At 35.8% G+C, this 22172-nt stretch carries 18 protein-coding genes; 11 read left to right on the forward strand and 7 right to left on the reverse strand.

Annotated elements, in window-relative coordinates:
- Positions 1-10: 10 nt before the first annotated feature.
- The 5 genes from HNS40_RS01820 to HNS40_RS01840 are packed head-to-tail and all read right to left on the reverse strand — an operon-like array spanning position 11 to position 3535.
- Complete coding sequence (locus HNS40_RS01820) at positions 11-610, reverse strand: DUF502 domain-containing protein (protein ID WP_172276764.1); 600 nt, start codon at positions 608-610, stop codon at positions 11-13.
- Between the two features lie 3 nt (positions 611-613).
- On the reverse strand, positions 614-1216 hold the full coding sequence (locus HNS40_RS01825) for a Maf family nucleotide pyrophosphatase (RefSeq protein ID WP_172276767.1): 603 nt from the start codon (positions 1214-1216) through the stop codon (positions 614-616).
- Positions 1213-2169 carry a geranylgeranylglycerol-phosphate geranylgeranyltransferase gene (locus tag HNS40_RS01830; protein ID WP_172276770.1) on the reverse strand — a complete coding sequence of 319 codons (957 nt, stop codon included), beginning with the start codon at positions 2167-2169 and terminating at the stop codon, positions 1213-1215. The genes HNS40_RS01825 and HNS40_RS01830 overlap by 4 nt, the downstream gene beginning before the upstream one ends.
- Before the next feature lie 59 nt (positions 2170-2228).
- Positions 2229-2753, reverse strand: a complete 525-nt coding sequence (locus HNS40_RS01835) for an HAD family hydrolase (protein WP_172276773.1) — start codon at positions 2751-2753, stop codon at positions 2229-2231.
- A gap of 2 nt (positions 2754-2755) precedes the next feature.
- Positions 2756-3535: a Rossmann-like and DUF2520 domain-containing protein gene (locus HNS40_RS01840; RefSeq protein ID WP_172276776.1), complete on the reverse strand. Its 780-nt coding sequence runs from the start codon at positions 3533-3535 to the stop codon at positions 2756-2758.
- A 132-nt stretch (positions 3536-3667) separates the two neighbouring features.
- On the opposite strand from HNS40_RS01840, the gene HNS40_RS01845 reads away from it, so the two are divergent.
- The 5 genes from HNS40_RS01845 to HNS40_RS01865 all read left to right on the forward strand — a co-directional run bounded on the left by HNS40_RS01845 (position 3668) and on the right by HNS40_RS01865 (position 9306).
- Positions 3668-4417: an MTAP family purine nucleoside phosphorylase gene (locus HNS40_RS01845; RefSeq protein ID WP_172276779.1), complete on the forward strand. Its 750-nt coding sequence runs from the start codon at positions 3668-3670 to the stop codon at positions 4415-4417.
- A 20-nt stretch (positions 4418-4437) separates the two neighbouring features.
- On the forward strand, positions 4438-5937 hold the full coding sequence (locus HNS40_RS01850) for a glycosyltransferase family 39 protein (protein WP_172276782.1): 1500 nt from the start codon (positions 4438-4440) through the stop codon (positions 5935-5937).
- A 236-nt stretch (positions 5938-6173) separates the two neighbouring features.
- Positions 6174-6905, forward strand: a complete 732-nt coding sequence (locus HNS40_RS01855; protein ID WP_172276785.1) for a bifunctional 2-polyprenyl-6-hydroxyphenol methylase/3-demethylubiquinol 3-O-methyltransferase UbiG — start codon at positions 6174-6176, stop codon at positions 6903-6905.
- 222 nt (positions 6906-7127) lie between these two features.
- Entirely contained in the window at positions 7128-8051 is a 924-nt protein-coding gene (locus HNS40_RS01860) for a DUF3137 domain-containing protein (RefSeq protein ID WP_172276788.1), read from the forward strand.
- Between the two features lie 37 nt (positions 8052-8088).
- Positions 8089-9306, forward strand: a complete 1218-nt coding sequence (locus HNS40_RS01865) for an NAD(P)/FAD-dependent oxidoreductase (protein ID WP_172276791.1) — start codon at positions 8089-8091, stop codon at positions 9304-9306.
- Positions 9307-9592: 286 nt separating this feature from the next.
- On the opposite strand, the gene HNS40_RS01870 is transcribed toward HNS40_RS01865, so the two are convergent.
- Positions 9593-10459, reverse strand: coding sequence for a DMT family transporter (locus tag HNS40_RS01870; protein ID WP_172276794.1), 867 nt, complete (start codon positions 10457-10459; stop codon positions 9593-9595).
- A 51-nt stretch (positions 10460-10510) separates the two neighbouring features.
- On the opposite strand from HNS40_RS01870, the gene HNS40_RS01875 reads away from it, so the two are divergent.
- A complete protein-coding gene (locus tag HNS40_RS01875) occupies positions 10511-10876 on the forward strand; it encodes a hypothetical protein (protein ID WP_172276797.1) in 366 nt (121 codons plus the stop codon).
- A gap of 174 nt (positions 10877-11050) precedes the next feature.
- Here HNS40_RS01875 and HNS40_RS01880 read toward each other — a convergent pair whose 3' ends face one another.
- The gene (locus tag HNS40_RS01880) at positions 11051-11683 is read right to left on the reverse strand and encodes an NTP transferase domain-containing protein (RefSeq protein WP_172276800.1); all 633 of its coding nucleotides are present in this window, start codon (positions 11681-11683) and stop codon (positions 11051-11053) included.
- 277 nt (positions 11684-11960) lie between these two features.
- On the opposite strand from HNS40_RS01880, the gene ygfK reads away from it, so the two are divergent.
- The 5 genes from ygfK (at position 11961) to HNS40_RS01905 (ending at position 22141) form a co-directional block, all read left to right on the forward strand.
- Positions 11961-15182 carry a putative selenate reductase subunit YgfK gene (gene ygfK, locus HNS40_RS01885; protein WP_172276803.1) on the forward strand — a complete coding sequence of 1074 codons (3222 nt, stop codon included), beginning with the start codon at positions 11961-11963 and terminating at the stop codon, positions 15180-15182.
- A 26-nt stretch (positions 15183-15208) separates the two neighbouring features.
- Entirely contained in the window at positions 15209-16678 is a 1470-nt protein-coding gene (locus HNS40_RS01890) for a pyridoxal-phosphate dependent enzyme (RefSeq protein ID WP_216663661.1), read from the forward strand.
- Positions 16679-17027: 349 nt separating this feature from the next.
- A complete protein-coding gene (gene thrC, locus HNS40_RS01895; protein WP_172276809.1) occupies positions 17028-18266 on the forward strand; it encodes a threonine synthase in 1239 nt (412 codons plus the stop codon).
- Positions 18263-20809: a selenium-dependent xanthine dehydrogenase gene (gene xdh, locus HNS40_RS01900; RefSeq protein ID WP_172276812.1), complete on the forward strand. Its 2547-nt coding sequence runs from the start codon at positions 18263-18265 to the stop codon at positions 20807-20809. Before thrC ends, xdh begins: the two co-directional genes overlap by 4 nt.
- A 60-nt stretch (positions 20810-20869) precedes the next feature.
- Positions 20870-22141, forward strand: coding sequence for an amidohydrolase family protein (locus tag HNS40_RS01905; RefSeq protein WP_172276815.1), 1272 nt, complete (start codon positions 20870-20872; stop codon positions 22139-22141).
- Positions 22142-22172 lie beyond the last annotated feature (31 nt).

The following is a 22172-nucleotide window of genomic DNA, read 5'->3' on the forward strand; positions in this document are numbered from 1 at the left end:
GATTGTAATTTTACTTGACTTGCTTTTTCTCTTGATCCACTTCGGTAACTCCTCCACTCACTATAAATTTCATGATATCGGTTGAGGATTGATTGATGGTTTCTACCATTTCGTTTTTTACTACAATAACGGTTCCCATTACTCCATAGCTATAGGGAAGATAAACTACCATATAACCTTCGGGAATGTTCATATTATCCATCTTTTCTCTAGTCACAAAACCAATTCTTTTTAATCCCGTTTCATTCATAGTGACCAAAACAGGGGCGTTAAACTTCTTTTTACTACCCACGAAAGCACCTAGCAAATCTTTAATCGCAGAGTAAATATCTTTAATTAAGGGCGCTCTATTGATGATGTTTTCTAAAAGGGAAATCAAAGGTTTAAATATGATGGAAGAACCTAAAAAACCAATGAAAACAATAAGTAGAGCCAATATTACTAATCCAAGACCAGGAATTTGAAATCCTAGATATTGGAGCTCATAGGGTTTGACTAAGCTGTCTAAATAATTGAAAGCATAGATAATTACCCAGAGGGTCACGCTGATAGGAACTAAGTAAAGCAGTCCCTGCATAAAGTATTTGATTAATGCTTTCCAGAATTTCATTCTTTAATATTTAGGTGTAAAATTACACATTTCTTGATAAAGCTTTTGAATGGGTAATCCCATCACATTGTAAAAGGAACCTTCTATCCATTCCACCCCTATTTTTCCTATCCATTCCTGTATTCCATAACCTCCTGCTTTATCGTAAGGTTGGTATTCTTCCACATAATATTCAATTTCATCTTCGCTTAATTCCTTGAATTTTACTTTGGTAATGGCGGAAAATGAATTGGTGGCTTCTAAAGATCTAAGACTCACCCCTGTGATTACCTGATGAGTTCTGTTAGATAAAAGCCTGAGCATATCCTTGGCTTCAGCCTCATTACATGGTTTTCCGAGAATAATGGAATCCACAGCAACAATGGTATCGGCAGTAATGACCAAGGTATTCTTTTTCATTCTGTCCAGCGGAAAAGAGGTGGCTTTATTATGACTGATATATTGAGCTACATCCTCAACTTTTAAATTATCCGAAAAGCTTTCGTCAAAATCTAAAGGGGTGATTCTGAATTTGATATCCAATTGACGTAATAAAGCATGACGACGCGAAGAACGAGAGGCCATGATAATATCTAAATGATCGAATCTTTTGTTGAGTTGGGTCATAGTCCGTAGCTTATATAAAATAGTTGCATGCTGAGAATTCCTGCTAGCATGATCACTTTGGCTAAAATACTTAAGTTTGAAAAGTCTTCAGTACTTTGGCTGTTTTTTAGGGTTTTAAGAAAATAGAGGAGGGGAATGCCTATAGCAACGCCCAAATATATGGATAATTGAGTCCATTGATAATAATAAGAAAAATAGATGGCTGAGCCCAGCATGAGTAGCATGAGTATTCCGAGTGAATAGAGTAAGATTTTGGTTTTAGATAATCCAAATTCCACCACAAAAGTTTTCATTTGATATTGGGCATCTCCAGTTTTATCTTCAATATCTTTGGTGATTTCCCTAATCAGGCTTATTACAAAGGCAAAAGCTGAATAATACAAAACCAATTGGTTGATAAACGGAATCAGTTTTTGGCTATTCACCATCATTGTTGAATCCATTTTAAGAACCACCAGATGATAAAGCCAAACGATAAAAATACTGAAAGCGGTGAATAAGCTAATGGCGATATTACCTAATAAAACCGTCTTTTTTAATTGCTTAGAATAATACCAGAGGCCGACTCCTATTAAGATATGTAGAAATACCAATTGAATCATTTCTAATTGGATAGAAAGATAAAAAGCCGGGATTAATGATAATGCCAAAAAAGAATAGGCAATACTTAATCCTGTTTTTTTGGAGAAGGTTTTTCCAATGATTCGTTTTTCTTCTTTATTAATGGCATCTACTTTTTCATCCTCCACATCATTATAAGCATAGCCCCATGCCGCCATAAATACGGTACTCATCATCAATAGCATGAATTGAAAATGATAGAGAGGTAAATCCACATGAATCAAATTCAATACCCGGCCAATCACCATATAATTTAATAGGGATTGTGCCACCATAATCATTAAGAGATTTGGCCAGCGGATGAGTTTGAAAAATGCTTTTATTTTATGCATATTGAAATGAAATTGATTTGAAAGAAAACTTTAAACATTGAACATTGAACATTTTTCAATTACCAATGAAAAGCCTCCTCATCAAACCATTTACCCTGTAGTTTCATCACTTGACGAAGAATATCTCGTACGGCTCCTTTTCCACCAGGTTTATGGCTGATATAATCTGCAATCTCTAGAATTTCTTCGGCTGCATCGCTAGGGCAGGTGGCCACGCCGACGGTTTTTAGCAGTTGATAATCAGGGATATCGTCGCCCATATATAAAATCTCATTCATCTCTAAGGAATGCTTTTTTACATATTCCTCAAAAACAACTTTCTTATTACTCACTCCTAGAAAAACATCCTCTATTTTTAAAGCTGCCATTCTTTGCTCCATGGTTTTCGACTGTCCACCGGAGATGATAGCAATACGATATCCTTTTTTTACTGCATGTTGAAGGGCATAGCCATCTTTTACATTGGCAGCACGCATCATTTCGCCATCGGCAGAAGGATAAACGGTGCCATCTGTTAGAACGCCATCGTAGTCGAATATAAAGGTAGTGATTGTGTGTAGTTTGTCTTTATAATTTGTTGCCATAATTATTGTTTTCTTGATTTGATGATATGGTGACTTAATAATTTATATATTTCATGATATTCAGGAATAGATTCTAAATCCTGTAGATGAGAAGAAATAGTTTCTAAATCGTTACGAACAGCAGGTCCTGTTTGTGCATGATAGGGTTTTAGATGCTGTATTTTATCAGTGGTTTCTTCTATCAATGGCTGAATCACTTCGAAAGGAATATTGTCTTGTGTCAATAAATCCTCAGCAATATGGTACAAATAATTAGTGAAATTCGAGGAAAATACCGCTGCAATGTGAATTTTTTTTCTTTGAGCCGAGGTGATACGAAAAACTTTTAGGCTGAGGTTTTGGGCCAGTTTTTCTAATATTACCAGGTCTTCATCAGTCTTTGCTTCCACCATCATTGGAATTTTAGAGAAATCCACTTCTTTTTCCTTGCTAAAGGTTTGTAATGGGTAGAAGACTCCAATACGTTTTCCAAATTTGTTTAAAACCTCCATCTCCATACTCCCCGAAGTGTGAGCTATTAGCGTATTTGAGTGAGGTAAAATATTAATGATTTCGGCTATGGCATTATCAGGAACTGAAATAATAACAAGATCGTGTTCCTCAAAATTGATATCTGAGATGGCTCCCCATTTTGAGTTTGTAAATGCTGCCAAAGCTTGCGCTGTAATTAAATTTCTACCATAAATGCCAGTGATAGTAAAGCCTTTGTCTGTGAATGATTTTGCCATATGAGAAGCCACATTTCCGCTTCCAATAAATGCTATTTTTTTTATTTCTGACATCAGACAAAAGTAATTGATTTTTAAAAATCCTTTTCAATTATTTATTAAGAATTATCATAGACTGCTTTTAGCTTTTAGCCGTTGGCATTTAGCAAGAAATCTAGTACTTTTGAGAGCCAAAATTGAAAAAATATGAATCTTAATAAAATAGCTATTATAGGTGGTTCCGGATTGGAAAAACTTGATCTTTTTGATCATTCTGAAATGCTGCATCCTAAAACTCCTTATGGGGAATGTTCTGCACCAGTTATTCATGGACAAATGGGTAAAAAAGAAGTTTTTATATTCTCACGTCATGGTTTTAAACATCAAATAACCCCAACACATGTGAACAACAGAGCACATATAAAAGCCATAAAGGATTTTGGTTGTGAAGCTATTATTGCAGCTACAGCATGTGGTAGCTTAAGACAAGAAATAGAGCCTGGTGATTTGGTTTTTCCTAATCAAGTTATCGATTTTACCAGATTTAGAGCCAATACTTTCTTCGATGATTTTAATGATGGTGGGTTTCATCATACCCCATTTGCCGATCCTTTCAATGATGAATTGAATCAGCAATTGGTCAAATTAGCGGAGGCGGCTCAGTTAAAATATCATCTCAATAAAACCATTATCACTATCGAGGGACCAAGGTTTTCAAGTCGTGCGGAGAGTCACATGTTCAGAGCATGGGGAGCCGATTTAATCAATATGAGTACAGCCCCAGAAGTGATTTTAGCCAACGAGTTACAAATTCCTTATGCAGCCATTGCCATGAGCACCGATTACGATTGCTGGAAAACCGATGAAGCTCCTGTGGATGCACAATCTGTTCTCGATGTATTCCATAAAAATGCACATAATGTAACTGGTTTATTAAAAGCGGTTTTGTTACAATAATTTAATGTTGATTTTATAAAATGGATAATATCATATTTTCGATTTCTATTATACTATTAGTTGTTATTGCTTATTTTTATTCGTGGAAGAATTTTAAACAAGAGAATTTTAAAATGGCCTTGTTTATCATGATGAGTGCTGCTTTAGTTTTATATTTTTTTGTAGCTACCGATTTCTTTTTGCACCATTGGGATGAGCGATATCATGCTTTGGTAGCTAAAAACATGATGAAACATCCGCTTATTCCCACTCTTTACGAGAATCCTATTCTTCCATATGATTATACCAATTGGACCGTAAATCACATATGGGTTCATAAACAACCCTTGGCTCTATGGACTATAGCGGCTAGTTTTTGGGTTTTTGGAGTAAATGAAATCGCATTGAGACTGCCTTCTATTATTGTCTGTGTAATAGGTATTTATTTGGTGTTCTCCATTGGAAAGTATTTTTTCAATCAGAAAATTGCATATTTCTCTGCATTTTTATTTTCCATAAATGGCTTGATGGTGGAACTGATGGGAGGTAGAGTTTCAACTGATCATGTTGATGTATTTTTCACCTTTTTTATTTTGTTAGCTATCTATTTAACTATTCGATTTATAAAAACAGAGAAATTTATTTATACCGTATTAGTTGGACTTAGTATAGGTTCTGCGGTGCTCACTAAGTGGTTACCAGGACTTATTGTATTGCCGGTTTGGATCCTGTTATTATGGGATTCTAAGACTTTAAGCCTAAAAGGGATGGCTTTACACTTGAGTATTATTATTGCAATTGCCGTTGCTGTTTTCCTTCCTTGGCAGGTTTATATTTCTACAGCTTTTCCAAAAGAGGCTTTATGGGAATCTAATTATAATTTCAAACACCTATTCGAAGCTGTTGAGGGACAATCTGGTTCAGTGTTTTACTTTCTAAATCAGATTCGAATAAATTATGGTGAGTATATCTATTTGCCTTTGCTTTGGTTTTTCTGGATGATGGTAAAAGATGCCGAAAACAAAAAAAGATGGGCTGCTGCTATTTGGTTCATCATACCATTTTTGTTCTTTTCTATTGCGAAAACTAAAATGCAGGCCTATCTGCTATTCACTTCTCCAGTTTTGTTTTTTATAACAGCTGAGTTCTATTTCATGTTGAAAGAATACAAGAATAATCATCGATTAAAATGGTTGTTTAATATTGTTTTATCTCTTTTTATACTGATTCCTATTAGATACAGTTTAGAGCGTATTAAGCCTTTTGAAAACAGAGATAGAAATCCTCAATGGGTTTTAGATCTTAAATCGTTGAATGAAAAGAATATTAGCGATGGAGTCCTTTTTAACTATAACAAGCCAATTGAGGCCATGTTTTATACGGATTTAATAGTGTATCCTCATATTCCAAATCAGGAAACTATTGAAGGTTTAACTAAGCAAGGGTTTCGAATCCTGATCAATAATAATGGCGCTATTCCTGAAAATTTATTGTGTGATAAAAATATTAAAATTATAAATTTGGAAGTGAATTTGAATTAATACAAATGAAGATTTTTTTTGTGATGAAAATTCTATTTGTCTCTTTGAATTTTTAATTCAATTCATAGGTTGAAAGCTATCTAGGAACCATTGATAATTTTGCTAATTTTGAACGGATTTATTAAGATTGTTTATTGATGAATTCCCAAAACTTTTTAAAAATGCATACGGTATTGTTAATCAGTAGGATATTTGAAATCTAAAATGTTTTTCAACAATAAGAAAGAATGCTTTCAATGACAGATCAAGAATTATTAAAAGACTTAGAAGAAAAGCTAGAGCATTATGATGGAGCTTTAGATAAGTGGAGTAAGAATTATTTGAAGTCAAATAGGAAAAGATATCTATTTGATATTCAGTTAATATCAAAATATTATAAGTCTGGACAAATTCTTGAACTAGGATCCTCTCCTTATCATTTAACACATGTCTTAAAGCAAAAAGGATATTCCATAATAGGTGCTGATATTGATCCAAGTCGTCAAGCTAAATTTATATCTGATCAAAATTTAGATATTGTAAAATGTAATGTAGAAGATGAAAAGCTTCCATTTAAGGATGGAGAATTTCAGTTTATTATCTTCAACGAAATATTTGAGCATTTACGAATCAATCCAATCAGAACACTTCGTGAAATCAATAGGGTTTTGCATAAAGATGGTATTCTTTTATTAACCACACCAAATCTCTACTCAGTTAGAAATATTGTAAATTTCCTAAGAGGAGAAGGATTTGATAATCCCTATGAGCAATTTCTAAAACTTGAAACTCTTGGGCACATGGGCCATGTCCGAGAATATTCTGTGAAGCAAGTATTAGAGTTTCTTGATAATACAGATTACCAAAGTATCGAGGTCTTGAGGAAATCCTATACACCATTGCATGGTTTTTGGCGTCCGTTTAATCTTTTGAGAAAGGTTTTTACTGGTTTGCATACCTACCAGATTCATGTATGTAAAAAGAAATAATCTCTAGATGTGTTCAATTATTTATTTAGCTTAATGGTATCTAGTTCATTACGCTATAAGTTTGTTTTCTAATAAACTGTTGAGCTAATTGTTTTTAAGCATGCTTTTTTCGCTCCCCTTGGGGCTGGGGAAAACGGAAAAAGATTACATATCATGATCTTAGGTATTTGTTTTCTAGTTTAGAATAAGTACTTATCAAAACACCTCAAATAATCTTTTATAATGGAATCAAAAGAAGACTTTCATAAATTTTATCATTCAGAACTAAACAAAGCAGCTACTTTTCTGGAGGATTATAGGCTTAAAGGCAGAAAAATAATTAGACGAAGGTTGTTATTGTCTTTGGCTTTACTTCCATTATTCTTTTTATCAACAATTACTAAATATGGTCCTATTATATTTTTTGCGGCCTTGCCAAGTGTATTGTTTTTAGGGTCTGCTTTTCAAAAGTATTTAGCGACTCATAGGTATTTGAAATTTCGATATAAAAAACACCTTCTAAAAAAGGCAATAGCTTTCTATTTTGAAGATTTTGAATACATTGCCAAGCAGAAAATAGCAAAGCCTGTTTTGATGGAAAGTAAGCTGTTCCCGAATCATATAGATAATATTTATGGGGAAGATTTTATGCGCTTTACTCTAGGTAAAGTGAAGATGATGTTTTGCGAAACTTCTGTCTATAAAAATCGAGACAGTCTTGTTTTTAATGGAGTATTTATCACATCCTCGTTTAATAAATACTTTAAATCTGAAACCTTTGTGATTGAAAGAAAATCTTCTACTTTACTCAAGCGAATTCGCAAACTAATGACAGATGATTTATCTGAAGTTAAGCTTGAGAACTTGGAATTTGATGATAAATTCCAGACCTTGTCCAATAACCAAACTGAGGCAAGGTATATTTTGACCCCTGTTATGATGGAACGTATTATTGATTATGGGGAAAAGGTGGGTAAGAATTTGTCTATTTCTTTTGTGAAGAATCGTTTATACTGCACCATTCCCATGATAAAAGATTTGTTCGAACCTTCTATCTTTAAACCCATTGATTTATCTTTTGTTTCAAAATCAATAGCGCCAGTGCTATTGTTTACCGATATTGTGAAGGATTTAGATTTAAACATGCGCATTTGGTCTAAAAGGTAATTTAACGATCTTTGCATAGAAAAATAGCAGGAAGAATATGAAAGTTGCCATTATTGGAGGAGGAGCAGCGGGAATGTTTTCGGCCATTCAGGTCAAAGTAAATCATCCCCATGCAGAAGTCATCGTTTTTGAGAAATCGCAAAAGGTTTTATCCAAATTAAAGATTTCTGGAGGAGGCCGTTGTAATGTCACCAATGGTATAGAATCCATTGCAGAACTGGTAAAGGCTTATCCTAGAGGAGGGAAAAAACTAAAAAAACTCTTTCCTATATTTAATAATAAAACCATGCAAAAATGGTTGTTAGACAGAGGAGTAGAAACGCTTATCCAAGAAGATAGGTGTGTTTTCCCTGTGGCACAAGATTCTCAAGTCATTATTGATTGTTTCCTCAATGAAGCCAAAAGATTAGGAGTGACCATAAAGTTTGGTGCAGCTGTTGAGTCCATTAAGCAAGTTGACGAGAAAATAAAAATCTATTTTGCTGATGATAGACATTCTTCACAAGTTTTTGATAAAGTAATTGCGACTACTGGTGGTTCACCCCAACGTAAAGGACTAGATTGGCTTGCCAATTTAGGTCATAAAATAGAAAGTCCGATTCCGTCATTATTTACTTTTAATATGCCCAAAGAATCCATTACTAAGTTGATGGGAATTGTGGTGGAAAATGCCATGACTAATATTCAAGGAACCAAGATGAAAGCTGAAGGGCCGCTTCTCATCACGCATTGGGGAATGAGTGGGCCCGCAATATTAGTACTGTCTTCCTTTGGAGCTCGATATTTAAGCGAGCAGAATTATGACTTTAAAGTTCAGATTAATTGGGTGCACGAAATAAATAATGATAGAGTAAAACAAGAATTAGATAAGATAGTAGAGGAGCATCCCAAGAAGATTTTAGCTAATTATCGACCCTATCTCTTGCCAGAAAGACTGTGGTTGTATTTAGTAGAAAAATGTGAGTTGGACGAGAAGAAAAAGTGGGGTGACCTTTCCAAAAAAGGAGTCAATAAGTTGATAAACATCCTCACCAACGATATCTATTCTGTGAAAGGAAAAACCACCTTCCGCGATGAGTTCGTTACCTGTGGAGGTGTTAGTCTAGAGGATATCAACTTCAAAACCATGCAAAGCAAAAAAGTAAAAAATCTATATTTCGCAGGAGAAGTTCTAGATATAGATGCCATTACAGGCGGCTATAATTTCCAAGGTGCTTGGACCACTGGTTTTATTGCTGGGAGGCTTGGGGAATAATTTTGGCCACGAATGCACGAATAAAAATGGATGATAAATACTGATTGAATTTAACGAATAAATGGAATCCAATATTTTCTTAATTTGTAATGTTTTGCCACGAATTCACGAATGGTAATTGATTGTAAATAGTATTTGAAAATCACGAATATGCTAATTAAACTATTCCAACTTTGCGATTCTTCGCGTGTATTTTCCTTTGCGCTTTCTTTGCGCGAAACCTTAAATTCGTGAAATGAAAAAGGATTATTGGCGTGATTTTATTCGTGTATTAGTGGCTTATCGATTAAACTAACAAGGTTAGAATAGCCACAGAAACCAAAGCCAATACCACTCCACTAATATTTACACGGCTCAGCTTTTCTCTAAAGAACATCATAGCAATGGCAATAGAAGCCATAATGATTCCCATATTATTCAATCCATAAACAATAGAGCTATCAAAACCACTATGGTTGAGCGATAATATCAAGAAATACATACTTCCAAAATTGGCCAAACCAATCAATATCCCAAAAAACCAAACCAAAGGATTCCCAAAGCTCTTCCAATCCTTAGGATTAAAACTCAAGATAATGACGCCAATAATTCCCGCCAATCCAAAACTAAAAGAAGTAAAAAGGCTCACATCTCCATCACTCACATAACTATGTTGTGCTAGCTTCACGGCAGAATCAATCACTCCAATCACCAAAAACATCAATAAGGGGAGAAGTGAAAACTTCTTTTGCTCGCCAGACTCGTTCTTCTTTAACACCGCCAATACCACAGATACTACTGCTAGAATAATCCCAAGAGTTTTTAAAATACTAGACTCCTCCGAAAAGTATAAAATAGAAAATAGTATGGGAATAATCACCGACATCTTATTGGCAATAGTCGCAACAGCAATTCCTGCTTTTTGGGTGGTATATCCAATCAGGTAAAACCCAATAATCAATAAACTCCCAATAAGGAATGAAATATATATCCATGGACTATTCAAGATATAAGTTAAACTCAATTCGCCATCGAATAGCAATAAGCCAGCGGTGAGAGCCGAAAAATAATTCAAGACAATCACAGGTAATAAAGCCACGTTTCTATTGTCCATCAATTTGAAAATAACGGCAATAGTAGTAGATGAAAGTATGCTAAGCAGTAGATATATCATGGGCGCAAATGTAAATCATATTTCTTTATTTTTACATTTCAATAATTTACAATGAAAACTAAAATTACGAACAAGCTCAAAGGCATTATTGTTAATCAAGAATTCGAAAAACAGTTAAACGAGGCTTTATTTCTGCCATTTAGGCATAAGCTAGGTTTTAATATCGAAACCTTCAACATACTCACAGCAGGAGTGAAAATCTCAGAGGAATTAGGACTTTATGAGGAGTATCTAGAAATTCAAATTAATGAAACCGATTTATCTCTTAATAATTATGTGGAAGAATCCGCTGTCTATTCCTGTTTTTGTCATACAGAAACGAGAGAAGAACAATATCCCAAAGTCATGAAAGAATTGATATTGGAATTGTTAAAGCTCAACCAGTCCTTGATTTTAGATCATTTAAATGATAACTGAGTTTAAGCTGTATTCCGAAGGATTAATCCTTTAGCGAACTTTGCGAATTCCTTTGCGTTTTCTTTGCGTGAAATAAAATATTCAGATATAAACCAATGATTTATTTTGGTTAAGCTACCTTGTATGAAAACATGAGGGGGGTATGTCAATAAATATTATCTGAGTTTTTCTGTGCTAATCCGCAAAATCAGTGTCATCTGTGTTCTCCTTTTTTATCTTCTCCAAAAACACCAAATATTCCTCCCGACTATTAATATTATCAAGAATCCCCACATCATCCACCTCAACCGAACAGCTTGAATATTCCCCAAGAAACTCGTTCAGCTTCCAATCCCCCTTCTTCTCATTCACCAATTCTTTTATTAGCCTAGGAGACAATAAAATAGGATGGCCACCTTTTTTATTGAAGACAGGTTTTACAAAATCGGCCTCTTCTCTTTTACCATAAATCTCTTTCAATGTACTTTCCTCAACTACAGGCAAATCACTAGGATGAATGAAAGAATAACCATTATTTTCAAGAGCAGAAAGCCCAAGTTTCAAAGAATAAAACTTTTCATATTCAGGATGTTCATTGATGATTAACTGAATAGGATTAGAAATTCTTAGAGGATGTTGCTCAATATATTTTTCCCCTTCAGAGTTTAGAACCACAATAATGTTTCGAATTCCAATATTTAAATACTGATGAATGATGTTTTCGAGAAAGTTGCTTTGCGAGTTAATCGCCAGCGCAAATTTAGGACTACCCATCCTCGATGAATATCCTGCAGCTAAAATAATGACTGAACAGTCGATTAGAATCATAGGTGTTATTAGGTTTTAATAAACTATTGTCAATCGATTCTTTTTTGATTGCCCCAACCCTAAAGGGAGCAAAAAAGCCAATTTTATTCATTCACCCTTTAGGGAAGGGGCCAAAAATGATAAAATTGTAAATAACTTGAATTTTGCTATCCTAAAAGGGTAGACAAAACCAAGATGTCTAGCTTTCTAGACAAAATCTAAATAAGATTTCAAAAATAGTGTAAATAAAGCATATTCAAGACTTTTTATTAAATTTACAGGTCAATATTTATAGCATATGACAGATTATTTTTCCACTATATCATTGGCTTCATTATTAGAAATCATTTTGAAGCAATATGACAGCAACAAATCTATTTTCGGAATCCAAGAGGAACAGTTTTTTAATCCTTTAAACCATAAAGAAATTCATGGTGAAAGGTTTGGTGATTTATTAGAAACGCCAATTGGCGTAGCTGCAGGGCCTCACTCTCAAATGGCACAAAATATTATTGCAGCTTGGTTAACTGGCGCTCGTTTTATTGAGCTCAAAACCATTCAAACACTCGATGAACTTGAGGTTTCTAAACCTTGTATCGACATGCAAGACGAAGGTTATAATTGCGAGTGGTCTCAGGAATTGAAAATACATCAATCCTTTAAGCAGTATTTAAATGCTTGGATTATCATTCATATCTTAAGAGACAAATTCGGCTGGATGGATTCCATAGAACCTGGACTTATTTTCAATATGAGTATAGGTTATAATTACGAAGGCATCCTCAAAGATAATGTGCAGTGGTTTTTCGAGAAGATGGATGATGCTTCTGACGAATTAGTTGAAAAGATAGAAAGCATTAAACATATTTATCCCAATGTTTTGAATTTGTCAATTAATCCTCAACTTTCTAATAATATCACGCTATCCACTATGCATGGTTGTCCTTCTGATGAAATTGAAAAAATTGGAGCGTATCTGATCACGGAAAAGAAGATTCACACTGCCATTAAACTAAATCCTACACTTTTAGGAAAGGAAAAGCTGCATGAAATAATGAAAGCATCGGGATTTGAAACTCAGGTTCCAGATATTGCTTTTGAGCACGATTTAAAATATAAAGATGCGCTCGGAATCATCAAAAACCTTAGTACTAAGGCAAAAGAACAAGATGTTTGTTTCAGTTTAAAGCTCACCAATACTTTGGAGAGTGCCAATCATAAAGAAGTATTTCCTTCAAATGAGGAAATGATGTATATGAGTGGAAAGGCTTTGCATGTGATATCCATGAATGTGGCCTATAAACTCCAAAAAGAATTCAATAATGAATTGGATATTTCCTTTTCTGGTGGTGCTGATGCTTTTAATATTCAAGATATAATAAATTGCGGATTGTCACCAGTTACCGTTTGTAGTGACCTCTTGAAACCTGGTGGATATACCAGATTGCAACAGTATATTCAAGCTCTAGAAAAAATTGAGAAAGCAGAATCCTCTTTCGATTATTTGGAAAAATATATAGAAGAATTAAAGAATAATAAGGCCTATAAGAAGAATGGATTTAACGATCCAAGTATCAAAACCGATAGAGAACTCGGATATTTCGATTGTGCTCATGCGCCATGTGTGGATACTTGTCCAACCAATCAAGGCATCCCTGATTATATGCATTATACTGCAAAAGGCGATTTTGAAAAAGCAGCACAAGTCATTAAGGAAACCAATCCTTTTCCATTAACAACAGGAATGGTTTGTGATCACCTTTGTCAAACGAAATGTACCAGAATCAATTATGACAGCCCTTTACTCATAAGAGAAATAAAAAGATTTATAGCAGAAGAGGCTAAGAAGAACGGAGGAGGGCATCAAGAAAAAATTGGAGATAAAAAAGCAGCCATTATTGGAGCTGGACCCGCAGGCTTATCTTGTGCTTATTATTTAGCCATTGCTGGTGTAGAAGTAAATGTTTACGAGTCAAAAGAGCAAGGTGGTGGAATGGCATCTGGTGCTATCCCTTCCTTCCGATTGACCGATGAGGCCATCGGTTTCGATATGCAAAAAATTATAGATGCAGGTGTAAAGGTTCATTATAATCATCTAATTAAGAAGCAAGAATTTCAAAAGCTTCAAAAGGAGAATCAGGCCATCTTTATTGGTGCTGGAGCTCAGGTCTCAAAAGCTTTAAATATTGATGGAATAAAAGCGGAGGGTGTTTTAGATCCCTTAGATTTTCTCTTCAAAGTAAAAGATAATAAACCTAGTGGAATAGCAAAGAACGTCATCATCATCGGTGGGGGGAATACAGCTATGGATGCTGCCAGAACAGCTTATAGAATGGTTGGCAAGAATGGAAAAGTAACTATCGTTTACAGAAGAACCATCAAGCAAATGCCAGCTGATTTGGGCGAAATAAAAGCCGTTTTAGAGGAGGGTGTTGAAATCGTTCAACTCGCTGCTCCATTAGAAATCAAGACTGAGAATGGCAAGGTACAATCCTTACTTTGTTGTAAAATGAGTTTGGGGAAGAAAGACGAGTCGGGAAGAGCTTCTATCACAGAGATAACAGGTTCTGATTTTGAAATCTTAGCTGATACCATCATTCCTGCTATTGGCCAAGATTTAGATATAGATTTTGCTACAGCTGATGAATTAAAAATTCAAAAAGGAAAATATCAAACCAAGCTTCCTCAAGTGTATATTGGAGGTGATGCTTTGCGTGGCGCCTCAACAGCCATCAATGCCATTGGAGATGGAAGAAAAGCAGCTCAGGAAATTCTAGAAAATCTAGGTTTGGAATATGTTTCTGTACATCAAGAGAAAAGAGAAGCCAAGTCTGTCAAGGAATTGATGCTAAAGAAATCCAAGAGAATAGCGGCTCAAACACCCATTGAAACAAATCTCAATGACAGGAAGAATTTTAAACTCGTTTCAACTACCTTGACTAAGGAACAAGCCATGGAAGAGGCTTCTCGTTGCCTATTATGCGATGAAGTTTGTAATATTTGCACCACGGTTTGTCCAAATTTAGCTTTCCATGCCTATGCAGTGACTCCTCAAAATCTCCAGCTTCAAAATATTAAAGTTAGACAAGGGGAAATGGAGAAAGAAGAAGCGTATCCTTTTAATATAAGTCAATCACAGCAAATTCTTCATATAGCCGATTGGTGTAATCAATGCGGAAACTGTAATACTTTCTGTCCTTCTTCAGGAGCTCCATATCAAGAAAAACCACATTTATACTTAACAATCGAGGAATTTGAGAAAGAAAAAGAGGGTTGTTATTTGAATACAGAAGGAGGAATAACAGAACTCCTGTTTTATAAAGAACAAAATAAATATAACTTAAGATATAAGGAGGGGTCCTTAGAATTTGAAACACAAAACTATCGTTTAACACTAGATAAAAACATTCAGCCTATTGAAATAAAAATAAAAGAAAAAACAAACTTCGAAATTGACTTATCCATAGCCGCTCAAATGAGTTTGCTACTGCAAGGAGCCAAAGATTTTTTAAGAAAATAAATAGAGAACATATAAATACGAAAATGATGAGCACTAACGAATCTGTATTAAAAAACACTATTCAGAGATGTCGTGAAAGACATATTATATTACCAACTTATAAACAAATGAGAAATCCGGATCTGATACCAGAAAAGATCAAGGATAAACTAAAAAATATAGGATTGTGGGATTTAAACTCTCTGAATTTATTTCGTATCAACTGGAAGAATGAACCGGTGAAATCGGGTGGAGGTTTTGGAGATGTGAATTTTTTGGAACTGCCTTCTGAACTCACAGGAACAAAAGCAAGGGTTATCTTATTAATTGGAAAATATTTTCCAACTGGAGCACATAAAGTAGGTGCTACATTTGGACCTTTGGTAGAGAAGCTAATCGATGGGCGTTTCGATCCCACTCGACAAAAAGCACTTTGGCCATCTACCGGAAATTACTGTAGAGGAGGAGCATACGATTCCTACCTTTTAGGTTGTGAATCCATTGCTGTTTTACCAGAAGGAATGTCCAAAGAGCGTTTCGATTGGTTACACAAAGTAGGAGCTGAGGTTTTTGCGACTCCTGGAACCGAAAGTAATGTGAAGGAGATTTACGATAAAGTAAAAGAATTACAAGCCGAAAGAGGAGATAGTATTGTTAATCTCAATCAGTTTGAAGAAATAGGAAATCCATTATGGCATTATGCGGTAACTGGTCATGCCATGGAGGAGGTTTTTAATCAAGTAAAAAATGATGGAGATCGCTTTGCTGGAATGTTCCTCACTCAAGGTTCTGCTGGTACTTTGGGTAGTGCCGATTATTTAAGAGAGGTATATCCAAACCTTAAAGTCTGTGCTGGAGAAGCTTTGCAATGTCCTACTTTATTGGAAAATGGATATGGAGAGCACCGTATCGAAGGTATAGGTGATAAGCATGTTCCATGGATACATAATATCAGAAATATGGATATGGTAGCTGGAATCGATGATAATCCTAACATCCGATTGATGCGCTTGTTTAATGAGAAAGCAGGCCACGATTATTTAAAGAATGAATTGAAAATAGATCCAACAGTAGTTGATCATCTTCATCATTTAGGAATTTCTTCCATTGCTAATTTGATGGGTTCTATTAAGTTGGCTAAGTATTATGAGATGACAGAGAACGATGTGGTATTCTCTGTTGCTACAGATTCCATGGAAATGTATCAATCACGCTTAACTGAAGAGAAAGAACTTCATGGTGAGTTTACCAATAGAGATGCAGCCGTTAGTTTTGAAGCAGATATGTTAGGCTTAAATATCGATCACATGATTGAAATGAATTATTACGAGAAGAAGCGAATGCACAATCTTAAATATTTCACATGGATAGAACAGCAAGGAAAAACAGTAGAAGAACTCAATGCCCAATGGTATGATGAGAATTATTGGAAATCACGATACGCCAAAGTAGACGAATGGGATGAAAAGATAGAAGCGTTTAACGAGAGGACAGGAGTAGCAAAAGAGTATAATTAGTTTTCCAATAAAGCTTGACTTAATCATTAGGCTCGCCTTCTAAATGGTCGTTTAAGGAAAGTAAACTCACATATAGAAGGCTGTACAAGTCTCGAACCGACTGAAAGGAGCTCACGAACACAAAACAAGCTGTACTATTTGTGAGTAATTCAAGCTTTCTTGTTTAAACTATTAACTCGGGCATTGCGCTCCATCGGATTTGTAATCCGATGTGTTTTGTTAGTAGCAAATTGAAAATCCGCTAGAGCTTATGTTTTGTAAATAAATTGCAGATTTGTTAGTATATTAGATTACTCTTTGCGTCTCTGCGGCTTTGTATGAGAATAGAAGTAATAAAAAACGAAATTAAATGGTTAACTCAAAGTTCCACTACCAATGTACCGACTGCGGAAAAACACACAAGGAATCCGAAACAAAATATCTCTGTCCAATATGTAGTAAAGATGCCCCAACAGATCAACCTCCAAAGGGAGTTCTTAAAGCAATTTATAATTACAAGAAGATGCAGGACAAAGGAGTGGATTTTAAAACCCTTAAACAAAATCAATTCCTAGATTTATTACCCATTCAAAACCTAGAAAGCCTACCCAATCTTAGAGTAGGACAAACTCCATTATACTGTATCAAGAAGTTTGAGAATGAAATACTCAATTTCAGACTTTTCCTAAAAGACGATTCCCAGAATCCTACTTATTCCTTTAAAGATAGAGCTTCGGCAGTAGTTTCTGCTTATGCAAAGGAACAGGGTTTTGAAACTATTGTTGCTGCTTCAACAGGAAATGCGGGTTCTTCCTTAGCCGGAATTTGCGCTGCCCAAAATCAAAAGGCCATTATTATGGTTCCAGAAGCAGCTCCAATAGCAAAATTGAGTCAGATTTTAATGTATGGTGCGCAAATAGTTCCAGTAAAAGGAACTTATGATGATGCATTCGATTTCAGTATAAAAGCCACAGAAGAGTTTGGGTGGTATAATCGAAATACTGCATTTAATCCTTTGACGATAGAGGGAAAGAAAATAGTTTCCTATGAGTTATTTGAACAAATGGGAGAGGAGATTCCTGATTTCATCTTCGTTCCTGTGGGTGATGGGGTTATTATCAGTGGAGTATATAAAGGCTTCGAAGATTTGTTGAAATTGGGAATCATCAATAAATTACCCACCATAATAGCAGTTCAAGCTGAGAATAGTGATAATCTAGTCCGAAATATTGGTTGTAAAACTTTTCATGTAGAGGAAAGCCATACCGTGGCGGATTCCATTTCTGTGGATATTCCTCGAAACTTTAATATGGCTCAACAATTTATTCAAAATTATAATGGAAAATGGTTGACTGTTAGCGATCAAGAAATTTTAAAAGCATCCTCTATTTTGTCTAAAGAAACAGGCTTGTTTGCTGAACCTGCTGCTTCTGCTGCTTTTGCTGGATTTGAAAAATGGAAATCTCAAAATCTAATTCCAAAAGACTCCTCAGTCATAGTCTTGCTGACGGGTAGCGGACTTAAAGATTTAAAAGCCATCAGCCAAATCATCAATATGCCAAAATCTATAAAACCATCCTTAGATGAACTTAAAAACTTAATGTCATGATTAATTTCACATTAAACGGAGAAAAACATCATTACGATGGAGATTTGAATCAATCCTTATTGTCGTATTTACGTCTAGACCAACATCTAACAGCGGTTAAAGATGGCTGTTCAGGGCAAGCGGCCTGTGGGGCTTGTACAGTGGAAGTCAATGGTAAAGCAGTTTTATCTTGCGTGACCAAAATGCAAAGACTCGATGGGGCTGAGATATTCACTCCTGAAGGATTTCCGAAATATGTTTTAGATACCATCGCTAAGGCATTTGTAAATAAAGGTGCAGTGCAATGTGGTTTTTGTTCTCCAGGATTTATAAGTAGAACCAAAGTCTTATTACAGAATAATCCCAATCCTAGTATCGAAGAAATTCAAAAAGCTATAAAGCCTCATCTTTGCCGTTGTACGGGATATAAAAAAATTGAGGAGGCCATTCAGTATGCAGGTGCGCATATTTGTGAAAATAAGTCCTTAGAAATAACTCAGACTTCAGGTAAGATTGGTGTAGCAGAGCCTAAATATCAAGCTTATGAAACAGCTATCGGTCAACGAGATTTTGTGGATGATATCTTCTTTGATGATATGTTATTTGCCGCATTAAAATTCTCCGATTATCCCAAGGCTAAGGTGCTGAAAATAAACACTGCTGAGGCAGAAAGATATCCCGGTGTCCATCGTGTGGTATTAGCTAAAGACATACCAGGTGAGAAGGTTGTGGGGTTGATTTTACAGGATTGGTCGGTGATGATAGAGGAGGGCAAGACTACGCATTTCATTGGGGATGTTATTGTTGGTGTGATTGCCGATTCCGATCAAATTGCCAGAGAAGCTATTGCACTTATTGAAGTAGATTATGAGGTGCTTGAACCAGAAACCGATGTTTTTAAAGCCATTGATGGAGCAGCTGTACATCAAGAAAGACCCAATCATTTCGATACTTGTCAGTTTACCATTGGTGATGCTGACAAAGCCATTGAGGAATCTGCCTTTGTAAGTTCTGGGAATTATGAAACCCAAAGAATAGAGCATGCATTTCTAGAAAAAGAAGCTGCCGTGGCTCGTCCCGATGGAAAAGGAGGGATGGAATTGTTTAGTCAAAGTCAAGGTGTTTATGAGGACCGTAGACAAGTGGCCATGATTTTAGGATTACAAGAAGAACAAGTAAGAGTGGTTCTGGTTCCAAATGGTGGAGGTTTTGGTGGTAAGGAAGATTTGAGCATCCAAGGTCATACTGCATTGTTTTCGTTTCTAATGAATCGTCCGGTAAAGATTACCTTAAGGAGAGAAGAATCCATCATATTGCACCCCAAACGACATCCTGTTTTTATGGATATTTCTGTGGCTGCTAATAAAGAAGGAAAGCTCACCGCCTTAAAGTTAAAAGCAGTTGGAGATACTGGAGCCTATGCTTCTGTAGGAATGAAGGTGATGGAAAGAGTAGCTGGTCATGCTTCTGGTGGTTATTTTATTCCGCAAATAGATATTGAAGCCAAGACCGTCTATACCAATAATATTCCCTGTGGTGCCATGCGTGGTTTTGGTGCCAATCAGGTGGCTTTTGCTTTAGAAAGTTGTATAGATGATATTTGTGAGCAAGGGAATTTTGACCGATGGAAATTTCGTTATGATAATGCATTGATGGATGGTTTAACAACTTCCACCGGGCAACAATTACAGGGTGTTGGATTAAGACAATGTCTAGATGCACTGAAAGAGGATTTTTATGAAAACAAATTTGTGGGCTTAGCATGTGCCATTAAAAACTCAGGTGTTGGAAATGGAATGCAAGATGAATCTAAAGTGATTATTGAAATCATCTCAGAAGATAAAGTTTTATTACAACATGGTTGGACAGAGATGGGACAGGGTGTTCATAATATGGCACTCCAAACCTTATGTGAAGAAACTGGGATTTCGCCTTCAATTATAGAAGTAAAAGTAGATACCGAAGCTCAGATTAAAACTGGTATGACTACCTCTTCTCGTGCCACCGCTTTGGTGGGATTGGCAGTTATAAATGCGGCTCAAAATTTGAAGAAGGATTTAACTACAAATACCCTCCTCCAATTGGTAGGAAAAACCTATAGAGGTGCTTTTGTTTGCGACTGGACCACTAAGCCCGGAGCTGATGTCGAAAATCCTATCATTCACTATTCCTATGGATATGCTGCCCAACTTTGTGTATTGAATGAGGAGGGTAATATTGAAAAAATGGTTGCGGCACATGATGCCGGAAAAATCATGAATCCCATGTTATTCGAAGGTCAGATAGAAGGCGGAGTTCACATGGGTTTGGGATATGCCTTAACGGAAGATTTGCCCATGAAAGATGGATTTCTGGTATCAGATAAAATGCGGCAATTGGGAGTGCTACGAGCTCATGAAACTCCAGAAATCATAGTGAAAGGAGTAGAGGTAAAAGACCCTGTGGGTCCATACGGAGCCAAGGGAATTGGAGAAATCGGACTGGTTCCAACCGCTGCCGCTGTGGCCAATGCTTTTTATAGCTTTGATGGAGTACGAAGATATAAACTACCACTAAGTAAATAAGAATACAAGTAGCACAACTCTCCCGAGTTGTGGCTTTTAAACGATTTGAAGATTAAGAATATGTCACTAATCCTAAAAAACACAAAATACATCAACTGGGAAACATTAGAATTCTCAGACACCAATATAAAAGTAAATGAAGGAATCGATGAAAGCTTAGCGTTTTTCGATGGTTTTGATAAAATATCAATCTCTGAAGATGATCAGATTATCGATTGTCAAGGGAGATTTGTGACCAAATCCTTCGCTGTTGGCCACCACCATGCTTATTCTGCCTTAAGTCGAGGAATGCCAGCTCCAAAGAATTCACCGCATAACTTTTTAGAGATTTTACAGTATATCTGGTGGAATTTAGATAAATCATTGGATAAAGAGATGATTGAAGCCAGTGCTTTGGCTACGGCCATTGCCTGTGCTAAATCTGGTTCTACTTTTGTTATTGATCATCATGCCTCACCAAATCATGTGAAGGGTTCCTTGGAAATCATGGCTAAAGCTTTTGACAAAGTAGGAGTTGACCATTTGCTTTGTTATGAAATATCCGACAGAGATGGCATTGCTATTGCTGAGGAGGGCTTAGAAGAAAGTGAAGAATATCTGAATCATCATCAGGCTTTGGTGGGCTTGCATGCTTCTTTTACGGTAGGTGATGAAACCATGAAACGAGCTGCAGATTTAATGAGGAAGAAAGATTCCGGCATTCATATCCACACAGCTGAAGATTTCTATGACCAAGAGCAGTGTTTGCAGAAACATGGCAAACGAGTGGTGGAAAGACTAAACGAGTTTGGTGTTTTAGAATCCTCAAAATCTATTTTAGGTCATTGTCTGCATATTGATAATAAGGAACGGGACTTGATTAGAGACGGAAAAGCATTTGTAGTGCAGAACATGGAAAGCAATTTGAATAATAATGTGGGGCTTTTCAATGGAAAAAACTTGGGAGATAGAATTATGCTGGGAACTGATGGAATGCATAGTGATATGATTCGTTCTGCACAAACAGCTTTCTTCTCAGGGCAAGCAAAAGACAATATCGATTTCGTTTCTGCTTATGAGCGTTTTAGAAAAGTTCATCATTATTTAGCTATCAATGGTTTCAAAGGAGATGGAGAAAACAACTTGGTCATTCTTGATTATCCAAGCCCAACAGACTTTAATCAAAATAATTTCTTGGGGCATTTTATATTTGGTTGGTCCTCAAACATGGTTACTGATGTTATCTCAAATGGAAAACTAATCATAAAAGATAGAATCCTCCAAACCATAAATGAAGAAGAAGTTTGGAAATTCACAAAAGAACAAGCCAACAGACTTTGGAAAAAGCTATAGTGCTTTTTTCATTGTGAAATATCAAAGCTGC

This window comes from Lentimicrobium sp. S6, from assembly GCF_013166635.1.
Taxonomy (GTDB): Bacteria; Bacteroidota; Bacteroidia; order Bacteroidales; family UBA12170; genus UBA12170.